The organism is Thermaerobacter composti, assembly GCF_033582035.1.
Lineage (GTDB): Bacteria > Bacillota > Sulfobacillia > Thermaerobacterales > Thermaerobacteraceae > Thermaerobacter > Thermaerobacter composti.
The window spans coordinates 2,669,254-2,681,653 of the sequence record NZ_CP132508.1 but is presented as its reverse complement, the minus strand read 5'-3'; the positions used below and the strand labels follow the sequence as shown (position 1 = coordinate 2,681,653).

Below are 12,400 nucleotides of genomic sequence, written 5' to 3'. Positions count from 1 at the left end.
TGGGGCCGCCAGGGCGCTCACGGCGCCGGACCCGGCTCCCCGTTCGGTCGGGGCTGGGGTCCCAGCGGGTGGGCCGGTTCCTCCCGCACGTAGAAGCACGGCGCCACGTAGCGCAGGCCCGTGGCACCCACGCCGTACAGGCTCTCGCTGCCGCCGACGAAGAGCACGCCGCCCGGCCGCAGGCTGGCGGCCAGGTTCGTCCACACCTGCCGCTTGACGGGCTCGGTGAAGTAGATCACCACGTTCCGGCAGAGGATCAGGTCCCAGTCGGCGGGGTAGGGGTCCTGGACCAGGTCGTGCCGGACGAAGCGGACGCGGCAGCGGACCTCGGGATGGAGGACCCAGTTCGTCCCCTCCTGGCGGAAGTAGCGGAGCCGCCAGGGGGTGGGGACGGCGCGCACCTCCAGCGGCTCGAACACGCCTTGCCGGGCCCGCTCCAGGGCGTCGGCATCGATGTCGGTGCCCAGCAGCTCGTGGTGGCCGGCGGGGTCGAGCTCCGCCAGGAGGATGGCCACCGAGTAGATCTCGGCGCCGACGGAGCAGCCCGCGCTCCAGATCCGCAGGCTACGCCGCCGCGCCAGCAGCGCCGGGAGGAAGCGCTCCCGCAACAGGTCGAACCGGTCGGGGTTGCGGAAGAACTCGGAGACATTGATGGTGAGGAAGTCCTCGAACTGGCGGGCCAGGGCGGCGTCTTCGCGCAGCCGGGCGGCCAGGTGGGCGTTGTCCACCAGGCCGTGGCGGGCGCGGAAGAACCGTAGCCGGCGGTCCAGCTGCTGCGAGCGATAGGCGTCGAGGTCGATCCCCAGGACGTGGCGCACAGCCGCGGCGAGAGCCGCGAACTGGGCGTCGTCCAGCGCACCGGCCATGGGTGGGGTTCCTCCCGCGTCACGGTCTCACCGGGGTGGCCTCGGCGCCGGGATCGGTCAGGGTCTCGACCAGCCACGCCGCCAGTTGTTCCGGCGTCCCCGCCCGCTCGACGACGCCCAGGGCCGCGGTCGCCACCGGCATCCCGGGGACCACGCAGCTGGCGGGCTCCTGTACCCAGATGCGCGCCCCGTGCTCCCGCAGGTAGCGCGCCCCCGCGGCGCCGTCGACCCCCATGCCGGTCAGGACCAGGGCGATGGTGCGCCGGGCCAGGGCGGGGGGCACCGAGGCGAAGGTGACGTCCGCCGCGGGCCGCACGCCGTGGCGGGGTGGACTGCGGTCTAGGCCCAGGACGCCGCCCGGACCCACGTGCAGGTGGTGATCCCCGGGGGCGACCCAGGCGGTTCCGTCCACCAGCCGGCTCCCCTCGGCGGCTTCCCGCACGCGCAGGCCGCAGACGGCGTCCAGGTGCTCGGCCAGCGCCCGGGTGAAGCCGGCGGGCATGTGCTGGACCACCACCACGGCGGCGGGGAGGTCCGCCGGGAGGCCGCCCAGCAGACGGTACAGCGCTCCCGGTCCCCCGGTGGAGGCGGCCACCAGCACCAGGTGGGTCAGCCGCGCCTGGGCCGGCGCCGGCTTCCGGATGATGACGGCACCGTCGTCCTTGCCTTGGGCGCCCTCCATCGCCGGCGTCCTCGCGTCGCCGGCGGTCCCCGCGCCCCCGGTCCCGTCGATCCCCGCCTCGGACGCCGCACCGCCCGCTGCACCGCCAGCGGCGGAGGTCCTGGCTGTCCGGGCCCAGCCGGCGGACGCGACGGGGGTTCCGGCGCCGACCGGCCTGGCGCGGCCCCGGGCCGCTGCCGGCGCGGGGCCGCGCCGCGGTACGGCCCCGGGGGCGGACCGGCCCCGCCGGTCCGCCCCCGGGGCGGTCCCCGGCGGTGGGGGCAGGAGGCGCTCCGGGGGGATGGCGGCCGCCGCCTTCACCTTGGCCACCAGCTCGGCGGCCACCCGGTCGAGATCCAGCGAGACGGCGCCGGACGGCTTGGCGACGAAGTCCACCGCCCCCAGGGCCAGGGCGCGCACCGTCGCGGCGGCGCCGCGCTGGGTGAGGCTCGACACCATCACCACGGCGCAGCGGTGGACCGCGAGGATCTGCGGCAGGGCTCCCAGGCCATCGAGGCGCGGCATCTCCACGTCCAGGGTGACGACGTCGGGCTGGAGCTGGGCTGCCCGGGCCACGGCCTCAAGCCCGTCGCGGGCGGTGCCCACCACCTGCAGGGCCGGGTCGGACTCGAGGATGCGGCGAATCACCTGGCGCATGAAGGCCGAGTCGTCGACCACCAGGATGCGGACCGGCCGGTCGGGGCTGGTCCCGGCGTCCGAGGCCGGGGGCGCGTCCGCCGGGGCGGATGCGGGGTCGTCGGGCGCGGGGCGCACGGAGGCGGGGTGCGCCGCTCCGCAGCCGCCATCACCCGCCGCGGTGCCGCCGCCACGCGTTGGGGGGCTGCCGTCACCCGCTGGGGCGCCGCCGCCACCCCTTGGGGCGCCCGTGTCACCCGCTGCGGCGCCGGCGTCGCCTGGCCGGGCACCGCGGCAACCCGCGGCGGCGCCACCGCCCGCCGCGGGCATGGGCGGGTTCGGGGGCGCCGGGGTCATCGGCTCCCGGCCTCCCCGCTGCGGACGGCCGCCGCCACCGACGGGGGCGGCGGAGCCTCGCCCCCTGCGCCGACCGGCGCCACCTGCAGGCCCAGGGCCCTCGGGCGTCCGGTGGTCCCCGTCCCCGCCTGGGCCAGGGCCGCCGCGCCCCCGAAGGCCAGCTCGGTCACCAGGGCCGGCGTGTCGAGGATCAGGGCCAGCCGCCCGTCGCCCAGGATCGTGGCGCCGCTGAGGCCGCGCGTGCCCGCCAGCAGCTCGCCCAGCCCCTTGACCACCACCTCCTGTTCCCCCAGCAGGCGGTCCACCACCAGCCCCACGGGTTGCCCCTGGTGTTCGACCAGGACGGCCACCAGCGCCGTGCCGTCCGGGCGGGGACGGAAGCGGGGGTCGGCGAACTGGCGCAGCCACAGCAGCGGCACCACCTGCCCGCGCACCGTGGTGGCCCAGCGGCCCTGCACCGATCGCAGCTCGCCCGGGTCGACCCGCACCACCTCGCCCACGTCGGCCAGCGGAAGGGCGTACAGGTGCCCCTCCACCCCGACCAGCAGCGCCCGCAGCGTGGCCAGGGTCAGGGGCAGGACGAGGGTGAAGGTGGTGCCGGCGCCGGGCCGGGTGGCCACCTCCACCCGGCCCCCGGCCTGCTCCAGCTGTTGTCGCACCACGTCCAGGCCGACCCCGCGCCCGGATACGCCGGTGACGCGCTCGGCGGTGCTGAAGCCGGGGAGGAACATCAGGTCCAGGGCCTCGCGGTCGCCCAGGGCGGCCGCCCGCTCGGGGGCGATCAGCCCCTTGGCCACCGCCGCCTGGCGCAGGCGCTCGGGGTCGATCCCCCGGCCGTCGTCTTCCACCCGGATCAGGACGTGGTGGCCCTCGCGGGCGGCGGCCAGGCGGAGGCGACCCGCGGGCGGCTTGCCGGCCCGGCGGCGTTCGTCCGGCGGCTCGATGCCGTGGTCCAGGGCATTGCGGACCAGGTGGAGCAGCGGGTCGGCCACCACCTGGTGCAGGGTGCGGTCGAGCTCGGTGTCCTCGCCCGCCAGCTCCAGCTGGACCTGCTTGCCCAGCATCACGGCCAGGTCGCGCACCAGGCGGGGGAAGCGCCGGAAGAGCCGGGCCACCGGCAGCATCCGCGCCTGCAGCACCGCATCCTGCAGAGCGCCGGTGATGCGCGCGATCTGCACGTTGACGCGGAAGAGCTCGTCGGCCACCTCCGGGGCCCCGGACAAGCGCGCCAGCTCCTGCCCCAGCTGGGCCAGCCGGCCGCGTTCGACCACCAGCTCCCCGACCAGGTTGAGCAGGCGGTCGAGCAGCGCGACGTCGACCCGGATGGTGCGGTCGTCGGGCGCTCCGGCGGGCGAGGTCGCGGAGGAACCGGCGATCCGGGAGGCGTCGGCCGGGACGGTGCGGTCGTCGGTCGGTGCCGCGGCCGCGGCGGCTGGGAGCCCGGCCGCGTCGCGGCCGGCCGCCGGGGCCGTGGGGGCCGCCCCAACGCCGGGTGCCGCCTCCGTGGCCGCGCCGCCCTCGGCGGGTCCACCGCGGGGGGCGTCACCCCCGCTGGCGCGGCGCACCCGCACCGCCACCACATCGGGGACGGCGGCGACGGCGGCCTCCAGGTCCGCCGCCGAGGCCTCGGCCGCGACCCGGGCGCGCACCGACCGACCGCTCCACGTGGCCTCGAGGCCGTCCCGCGCGGGCTCCGAGGCAAGCAGCGGCGCCCGGTCTTCCAGCGCGAGGAGGACCTGGAGGGCTCGGACGGCGGGCATCGGGCAATCGGGGTCCAGCTCCGCCTCGACCACCCAGGCGTCGGCTGGGGCCGTCGCGGGCGCCTCCAGGGTCGCCAGCAGCTCCGCCGGCGGTGGCGGCGGGTCGTCACCCGCCGCCACCGCCGCCAGCATCGCCCGTAGGCGGTCCACCCCGGCCAGCATGGCGGCGACCTCGCCGGCCTCGGGCTCCCCCTGGCCGTGGCGCCACGCGTCCAGCCGGCTCTCCATGGCGTGGGTCAGCCGGGCCATGCCGTCGAGCCCCACGGTGGCCGCCGAGCCCTTGAGGGTGTGGGCCGCGCGGAAGACCGCGTGGACGGTCTCGGGCCCGCCGCGTCCGGCCTCCAGGTCCAGGAGCCCGGCTTCCAGCTGCTCGAGGAGCTCGGCACCCTCCGCCAGGAACAGCTGGCGTTCGTCGTCGCCCAGTTCGAGCCAGGAGCCGGCGCTCACGAGGCCATCCCCCCCGGGACCGCCGCGCCGTCCTCCTCGCCATCGCCGCGTCCCGTGCTCCCGGGTGCGCCGGCGGCGCCGCCCGTCGCCTCGGACCCCCCATCCGCGCCCGCTGGCGGGCCATCGCCGTCCGCCGCGCCGGCGTCGCTCGAGGGGTCCGCCCCAGGGTCCCCTGCGGTCGCCGAGGCGTCCGCCCCGCCCGCCTCCTGGACGGCCCGCACGGCCTCCCACTCTGGCGGGGCCAGCACCTGGTCGGGCTGCAGCACCAGGATCAGGCGGTCGCCGTGGCGGGCGATCCCCTGGACGAACCCGGCGTCCACCGCCAGGACCTGGGCGGGCGGTTCGACGGCGTCCGCGGACAGGCGGATGACCTCGGAGACCGCGTCGACCACCAGCCCCACCACCGCCTCCTCCCGTTCCACCACCACGATGCGGGTGCGGCGATCCCGCTCCCCTTCGGGAAGCCCCAGCCGGCGGCGCAGATCGAGCACCGGGATGATGTGGCCGCGCAGGTTGATGATGCCCTCGACGAAGGGGGGCGTGCGGGGGACGCGGGTGATCTGCTGCCATGGGATGATCTCCCGCACCCAGCCCACGTCGAGACCGTAGTCCTCGCCCGCCAGATGGCAGAGGACGAGGATCCGCGCCGCCTCCGCGCCGCCTCCGGGGGTCGGGCGTCGGGACGCGTCCGCGCCCGTTCCCGGGAGTGCGCTCCCGCGCGGGGACGACGCCCCGGGCCCGCTCCCGCCGGCCCGGCGGTCCGGGGACGGGGCCGCCTCCGCGGCGACGTCCGCCGCCCCGGGGCTCCCGGGCGTCTCCGGGGCACCCGGGGCGGGCCGGCCCTGCGGCTCCAGGGCGATGTCAGCGGCCATGGCCGTCACCCCCCGCGCCGGCGGCCACCGGCACCGCCGCGGCGACGGAGCCGCCGACCGCCCCGGTCACCGCCCCGTCGCGGGCGGCCGCGGGGGCGGGCGAGCCGGCCTGGGCCCGCTCGGCGCCATCCGCCGCGTCGGCCGCCAGCTTGAACCGGTCTACCTGCCGCTGCAGCTCGGCCGCCACCTGGTTCAGCGCGGTGGCCGACTCGGCGACGCGCCCCGCCGCGGCCTTGAGCTGGTCCACGGCGGCCGACACCTGTTCGGCGGCCGCCGCGTTCTCCTGGGCGACCGCGGCCACCCGCTCCACCGACTTGCCGGCCTGGCTCGCCCCCGCGGCCATCTCCTCGGTGGCGGCGGTGTTCTCCTCGGTCACCGCCGCGACGGCGTCGAAGGCCCGGACCACCTGTTCGGTGCTGGTCCGCAGCTCGGCGGCGGTGTCGGCGATGGCGCGGACGTCGTCGACCACCGCCCGGACGGCGGCGAGCACCGCCTGCAGGGCCTCCCCCGTCTGGTTGGCCATGATGCCGCCGCGTTCGACCTGATCGGTGGCCTGGACCATGGCCTGGACGACGCCCGTGGTCCCCGCCTGGATGCGGTCGATGAGCCCGGCGATCTCCCGCGCGGACACCGCGGACCGCTCCGCCAGCTTGCGCACCTCGTCGGCCACCACGGCGAAGCCGCGTCCGTGCTCGCCGGCCCGGGCGGCCTCGATGGCGGCGTTGAGGGCCAGGAGGTTGGTCTGCTCGGCGATGCCGGAGATCACCTGGGTGATCTCACCGATCTGGGACGAGAGCTGCTCCAGGTTGCGCAGCCGCTCCGCCGACTCCTCCACCGCGCGGCGGATGGCGTCCATCACGTCCAGGGTCTGGCGCACCACCTCGGCGCCCTGGTCGGCCGTGCTCCCCGCCTCCTCGGCCCGCTCCCGCGCCCGGCCGGCGCTGGTCGCCACCGACGCCACGGCCTGGTTCATCTGGTCCAGGAGGTGGGACGTGGCCTGGATCTCGCCGGCTGTCTGCTGGGCCCCGGTGGCGATCTGCTCCGTGGTCTGCCGCAGCTGTTCCACGGCCTGCCGCATCTCGTCCGAGGCCTGGGCCTGCTCGGTGACGCCGGCCGCCACCTGGCCCACGGCCTGGGCGGCCTCGGCCGCCCCCTGGGCCGACTGCTCGGCGGCGGCGCGCAACTCCTGGGCGGAGTCCAGCACCGCACGGCTCGACGCCTGGACGGACCGCAGCACCTCGCGCAGGGCCTTCAACATGTCGTTGAACGCCCGCGCCATGTCGCCGACCTCGTCGTGGCTCCGCACGGTGACGAACGGCACCGTCAGGTCGCCGTCGGCCACGCGGCGGGCGGTGACGGCCACCCGCCGCAGTGGACGGACGATCGCCCGGGCCAGGGCGAGGGCGACGAACAGGCCCACGCCCAGGGCGAGCAGCGACGGCACCAGGATGAGCAGCCGGGCCCGGCGCTCCGCCGCCTGTTCCTCCGTTACGATCTGCTGGTGCCGGGCTTCCCGGTTCTGCACCAGCCGCTCGATGGCGGCCTCCAGCCGGGCCTGGGGATCGCGGATCCGCGTGAGCGCCGTCAGGACCTCGCTGGGCGTCGTGGGCCGGACCGCCATCACCGGCGCCACCGCCTGCCGGAAGGCGTTGGCCGCCGTGCCCACCTCGTCCACGGCCGCCTGGGTCCCCGCCTGCGCCGCCAGGTCCCGCATCTGGGTCAGCAGGTCGGCCATGGCGGTGCCGGCCTCCTGGGCGGCGTTGCGATAGGCGGGGTCGCCCGTCAGGAGGAACCCGCGCACCGCGGACACCTGCTCCTCGCCCAGGGCGCGCACCTGGGCCGCCAGGGTCAGGGTGCGGCCGATGCGGTCGAGCTCGCCGCTGATGGCGGTCAGCTGCTGGATGGCGGCGAAGCCGGTGTACGCCACGATGCCGAAGAGGAGCAGCAGGGCTCCCATGGCCAGCCACAGCTTGGCGGCGATGCCGAAGCGCATGCGTCGCATGCTTCCGCCCCTCCTTCCAGGCCCGCGCCCGACGGACCCGAGCCGCTGCGACCGACCGGTGCCTGCCGACGGTCCGCGCGGGGTCCGCGCGCGGGGCCGCGTTCGTCCCGCCCGGGCCGGGGCTCGTCGGCCGGGCAGGGTCCGGCCAACGGGCCGCGTTCCCCCGCGAGGGGTTGGGTCGCGACCCGCGCCGGGCCGCGCTCATCCCCCGCGACGGGCCGTGCTCGCCATCCGCGAGGGACCGCTCACCCGCTCAGCGCCCGCTCCACTGCGCCCAGCACCCGATCGGGCTGGAACGGCTTGACGATGAAGTCGCGGGCGCCGCTCTCGATGGCCTTGAGGACGATGGCCTGCTGCCCCAGGGAGCTGCACACCACGATCCGCGCCCCGGGATCGAAGGCGCGGATGGCGGCGATGGCCTCCAGGCCGTCCATGACGGGCATCGTGATGTCCATCAGCACGAGGTCGGGCCGCTCCTGGCGGTACCGCTCGACGGCCTCGGCCCCGTTGGTCGCCTCGAGCACGGTGTGGCCCGCCTCCGTCAGCAGGTTGGCGAGGCGCATGCGCATGAAGGCTGCGTCGTCGGCGACCAGGATCCTTGCCACGGCTCTGCCTCCTCCCCTCAGGCGCGGGCCGGCTGACCCGCCGGACGCAGGGCCACGGCCAGCTGGACCTCGCCCAGGGGCGTCTCCAGGGGCACGATCAACCGCTGGATGCGCCCGTTGGAGATGATGGCGCCGCGCCCGATGATCACCGTGGGCGGCGAGATCGTGCACTGCCAGCCCTGCTGTTCGAACAGCACGGAGGCACGGCCGGAGACCACGTTGCCGAACTCCGCGAAGGCGCTCTCCGCCATCTCGTCGAAGACGGGCGGCAAGGTGCCCGTGACCGCCTCCACCATGCGGCGGGCCGTCGCCTTGGTGGTGCCGAACATGGCCGTCCCCTCGATCTCGCCCGTCAGGCCGATGATGGCGGTGACCTCCTGGGTGGTGTAGTAGCTGGTCTCGATGCGCAGCTCGCCCCGCTCCACCCGGTCGACGCCGAAGTCCGTCTTGAGCACCTCGACCGCCGCCGCCAGGAACGGGCGGATGTACTCGGCTCGCACGCCGTCTCACCTCCCCGCGCCGGCGGGGCGCGGGGACCCCGCCGGCCATGCCGGTGGTGCCGCGGACGCCGGCCAGGCCACGGCCCAGGCCGTGATCTGGCGGGTGCGCTCCTCCAGCAGGTCGATCACCCCGACGGCCGCCGGACTGCCGGTCCCCGGGCCCTCGGCCGCGGGGCCGTCGGCCGCCGGCGCGCCGGGCGGGGCCTGGCCGCGAGGCCCAGGAGCCCCCGGCCCCTCGCCGCTCCCCTCCGTCGCCGGTGCGCGACCCCGGCCGGCTGCGCCGGAGCCGGCCCCATGCCCCGGACGAACCGGCAGCAGCCGCACCTTCGGTCGCAGCCGCCGCGCACCGGCAGAGTCGACGACGATACCCCACGGGCCGCCGTCGACCTGGACCAGGGACCCCGGCGGGTAGGGGTGCAGCACGCCGGCCAGCTCGCGGATCACGTCATCCCCCCAGAGCCGGGGCCCCTCGGCCAGCAGCCACTCGTACGCCTCGTGGGGCAGCCAGCCGGGCCGGTGGATGCAGCCCTCGAGGGCCAGGGTGTAGGCGGTGGCCGCGGCCATCCGGCGGGCGGCCGGGTGGATCGCATCCCCCTGGAGGCCGTCCGGGTAGCCACGGCCGTCCCGTTGCTCGTGGTGCTGGGCCACCAGGGCGCGGACGAGCCCGCCCAGCTCCACCCCTGCGAGCCACCGCAGGGTCCGGTGGACGTGGGCGAGGGCGGGCTGGTGTGCGGCCCGGGGCGGGTCCAGCGCGGCCGAGGGGTGGCACGGGGGCGCCGCGTGCGCGGACCCCGCCCCATCGGCGTCCGAAGCCGCCACCCCGCTGCGGTCCGGAGGAGGGGCCTCGGCCCGCCGCCCCGGCTCCGCCGGGTCGGCCTGCGCCGTGCCCTCGGGTGCAGGGCGGCACGGCGGATCGGGGGCCTGGTCCCCTTGTGCGCGCCGGTCGTCCCCGGCCCCGCCGCCCTGAGGGGCAGGCGGGGCCGGAGGGGCCGGCTGCGGGAGCGGCGGGGCCGGCTGCAGCAGGCCGGCATCCTGCAGCCACGCGGCCAGGACGAAGTCCCGCGCATACAGGTGGTAGGGCCCCGCCAGGGCGAGGAGCCCTGCCAGCACCCCGCGGTTCATCGCCCCGGCGACCCAGGCGGCCCGGCCGTCGTCCGCCGCCGGGACCGTGGGATAGGGGAGGGGGGCCGTCGGCCCGGCGGCCACCGCCTCCAGCTCCTCGACCACCTGGCCGGCCAACGATACCAGCTCCGCGCGCAGGGCGTCGGGCAGGGCCGGGGCGCCCGCCACCGCCGCCTCGGCCACGCGGTGGAGGGCGCGTTCCACCCGCAGGGCGGTCGGGGGCGCCAGGGGCTCGACGGCGGGCACCTGGCCCACGGCCGGTTCTTCCACCCAGACGAACCGGATGCCGAAGGAGGTCAGGCGGTGGAGCAGCGAATGGGTCAACGGATGGCCGGCCCGCAGGACCGGTTGCCCATTGGAGGCGTACAGGGTGCGGGCCAGCACGGCGCCGGGGGACACCGCCTCCACGGCGACACGCAGCATGCCGGTTCCTCCCCGGGGCGCCGGCGCGCCGCGGGCGGCGTACCGATCCGTCGCCGGACCGGCCGGGGCCCGCACGGGTCCGCCGCTGCAGGCACCGGCCCGCCGTGGCACGCGCCGGTCCGCCGTCGCAGCGGAACGGTGCCTCCGGTCGACCTCCTCGTCTCCGGTCGACCTCCTGCGGGGGCGGTGGGTGTGGAATGCGGTGAACCGCCACCGCCCCGCGGGATCCACGCGGCGCCGCGCCCGGAAGATCATGGAACCCTCATAGGGCTTGTGGCCTCCTTATCGATTGGGACCCTGGGCCGATTTAGGCGGCCGCGCACCGGGCCTGGCCGCGCGAAGGGCCTTCGTCGATGCGCCCCGGGGCTTGCGCGCCCGGCATCCGGCGGGTGCGGCGCGGCGACTGCGGATGGGCCGCCCAAGGGGATGCGGCCCGAGCGGGATGGGGTCGGGGGCTTGCGCGCCCCGCATCCGGCTGGTGCGGCACGCCGGTCGACGATGGTGCCGAAGACGGGGATGCGGCCCGAGGCTTTCGCAGCTCAGCGTTCCGGGGTGCTGGGACCGGCAAGGGGGATGGCCGCCGTGACAGGGGCAGGGAGAAGGGCGGGTAGCGATCCTGCGGCGCGCCTGGTGGCGCGGCTGCGGCAGGCCATCGGCGATGCGAGCCGGGTCCGCACGGGTCCGTCGGAGCGGCAGCGGCACGGCCGCGATCTGACGGTGCACCCGCCGCGCGACCCGGATGTGGTGGTCTACCCGGAGTCCACCGCCGAGGTGCGCGCGGTGCTCCAGGTGGCGGCGGCCGAGCGGGTGCCGGTGGTCCCCTTCGGCGCCGGCAGCAGCCTGGAGGGCCACGTGATCCCCGTCCGGGGCGGCATCAGCCTCGATCTCACCCGCATGGACGCGGTGCTCGCGGTGGACCCCGTGGGGCGGACGGTGCGGGTCCAGCCGGGCCTGACCCGCTCGCGGCTCAACGCGGTGCTGGCGCGGGAGGGCCTGTTCTTCCCGGTCGACCCCGGCGCCGATGCGACCTTGGGGGGCATGGCCGCCACCAACGCCAGCGGCACCAACGCCCTGCGGTACGGGGCCATGAAGCACCAGGTGCTGGGGCTCGAGGTCGTGCTGCCCGGCGGCGCGGTGCTGCGCACGGGCACGCTGGCCCGGAGGGGATGCCCGGCGACACGGTCGCCGGGTGCGGCCACCGCCGGGGAGGCGGACGAGGCCGCCCCAACCGGCGCCGGCGCGGCGGGCGGGCGCGCCGCCCGCCGCGGCGCACCGGGCCGCAGCCCACGCCGAGGCGCCTTCATGGGGGCCTTGCCCCGGTGGGACGCCACGGCGCTCTTCATCGGTTCCGAGGGGACCCTGGGCGTCATCACCGAGCTGGAGCTGCGGGTCTACCCCGTGCCCGAGGCCGTGGTGGCGGTGCGGGTCGGCTTTCCCGACCTCGCGGCGGCGGCGCGCGCGGCCGTCGCCGTGGCGCGCCGCTGCCCGTCGGCCACGCGCATCGAGCTCCTCGACGAGCGCACGCTGGTCGCCGTCAACGCCTATCGCGGGACCGCCTACCCCGCGCGGCCGACGCTCTTCCTGGAGTGGTCGGGGATGCCCGCCGCCGTGGCGGCCGACGTGGAGGGCGGCCGTGCCGCGTGCCTGGATTGCGGGGGGATGGACTTCACGGTGGAACGGGATCCCCCCGGGCGGGCGCGGCTCTGGGATGCGCGCCACCACGCCGGTCTGGCCGTCACCGCCGTCGCGCCGGGCCGGAAGAAGCTCAGCACCGACGTGTGCGTGCCCCTGTCCCAGCTGCCCGCCGCCATCCGTAACGCCCGGGCCACTGTGGACGCCTTGGGCTTCGCGGCGGGGATCGTCGCCCACGCCGGCGACGGCAACTTCCACGTGCCCTTCGCCGTCGACCCGGACGACCCGGACGAGCTCCGTCGCGCGCGCCAGGCCAGCGCGACCATCGTGCGCGACGCCCTGGCGCGGGGCGGCACCTGCACGGGCGAGCACGGGGTGGGCCTGGGCAAGCGGCAGTATCTGCCGGACGAACACGGCCCCGAGGCTGTGGCCGTGATGGCTGCCCTCAAGGCGCGTCTCGACCCGCTGGGGATCATGAACCCGGGCAAGGTGTTACCGTAGCCTGCCGGCGCGACGG

Annotated in this window: 9 protein-coding genes; 1 reads left to right on the top strand and 8 read right to left on the bottom strand. The window is 77.1% G+C overall.

Translation table 11 applies throughout. From position 1 onward, the window contains the following. Window positions 1–17 precede the first annotated feature (17 nt). The 8 genes from Q5761_RS10855 to Q5761_RS10820 form a co-directional block, all read right to left on the bottom strand. Window positions 18–866: a protein-glutamate O-methyltransferase CheR gene (locus Q5761_RS10855; protein ID WP_318750617.1), complete on the bottom strand. Its 849-nt coding sequence runs from the start codon at window positions 864–866 to the stop codon at window positions 18–20. A 19-nt stretch (window positions 867–885) separates the two neighbouring features. Beyond that, window positions 886–2,301: a chemotaxis-specific protein-glutamate methyltransferase CheB gene (gene cheB, locus Q5761_RS10850; RefSeq protein ID WP_318750616.1), complete on the bottom strand. Its 1,416-nt coding sequence runs from the start codon at window positions 2,299–2,301 to the stop codon at window positions 886–888. 215 nt (window positions 2,302–2,516) lie between these two features. After that, on the bottom strand, window positions 2,517–4,727 hold the full coding sequence (locus Q5761_RS10845) for a chemotaxis protein CheA (protein ID WP_318750615.1): 2,211 nt from the start codon (window positions 4,725–4,727) through the stop codon (window positions 2,517–2,519). Next, a complete protein-coding gene (locus Q5761_RS10840; protein ID WP_318750614.1) occupies window positions 4,724–5,599 on the bottom strand; it encodes a chemotaxis protein CheW in 876 nt (291 codons plus the stop codon). Before Q5761_RS10840 ends, Q5761_RS10845 begins: the two co-directional genes overlap by 4 nt. Next, window positions 5,589–7,601: a methyl-accepting chemotaxis protein gene (locus Q5761_RS10835; protein WP_135224378.1), complete on the bottom strand. Its 2,013-nt coding sequence runs from the start codon at window positions 7,599–7,601 to the stop codon at window positions 5,589–5,591. The genes Q5761_RS10840 and Q5761_RS10835 overlap by 11 nt, the downstream gene beginning before the upstream one ends. Window positions 7,602–7,846: 245 nt before the next feature. Beyond that, the gene (locus Q5761_RS10830) at window positions 7,847–8,206 is read right to left on the bottom strand and encodes a response regulator (RefSeq protein WP_318750613.1); all 360 of its coding nucleotides are present in this window, start codon (window positions 8,204–8,206) and stop codon (window positions 7,847–7,849) included. Window positions 8,207–8,223: 17 nt separating this feature from the next. After that, on the bottom strand, window positions 8,224–8,706 hold the full coding sequence (locus tag Q5761_RS10825; protein ID WP_135224376.1) for a chemotaxis protein CheX: 483 nt from the start codon (window positions 8,704–8,706) through the stop codon (window positions 8,224–8,226). A gap of 6 nt (window positions 8,707–8,712) precedes the next feature. Then, the gene (locus tag Q5761_RS10820; RefSeq protein ID WP_318750612.1) at window positions 8,713–10,251 is read right to left on the bottom strand and encodes an HD domain-containing phosphohydrolase; all 1,539 of its coding nucleotides are present in this window, start codon (window positions 10,249–10,251) and stop codon (window positions 8,713–8,715) included. A gap of 573 nt (window positions 10,252–10,824) precedes the next feature. On the opposite strand from Q5761_RS10820, the gene Q5761_RS10815 reads away from it, so the two are divergent. Beyond that, the gene (locus Q5761_RS10815) at window positions 10,825–12,384 is read left to right on the top strand and encodes an FAD-binding oxidoreductase (RefSeq protein ID WP_318750611.1); all 1,560 of its coding nucleotides are present in this window, start codon (window positions 10,825–10,827) and stop codon (window positions 12,382–12,384) included. The last annotated feature ends 16 nt before the right edge of the window (window positions 12,385–12,400 follow it).

Excerpts from the sequence above, each read along its gene's own strand:
- Q5761_RS10855 (WP_318750617.1), bottom strand. The coding sequence starts at position 866 with ATGGCCGGTGCGCTGGACGACGCCCAGTTCGCGGCTCTCGCCGCGGCT.
- Q5761_RS10840 (WP_318750614.1), bottom strand. The coding sequence starts at position 5,599 with ATGGCCGCTGACATCGCCCTGGAGCCGCAGGGCCGGCCCGCCCCGGGT.
- Q5761_RS10835 (WP_135224378.1), bottom strand. The coding sequence starts at position 7,601 with ATGCGACGCATGCGCTTCGGCATCGCCGCCAAGCTGTGGCTGGCCATG.
- Q5761_RS10820 (WP_318750612.1), bottom strand. The coding sequence starts at position 10,251 with ATGCTGCGTGTCGCCGTGGAGGCGGTGTCCCCCGGCGCCGTGCTGGCC.
- Q5761_RS10815 (WP_318750611.1), top strand. The coding sequence starts at position 10,825 with ATGGCCGCCGTGACAGGGGCAGGGAGAAGGGCGGGTAGCGATCCTGCG.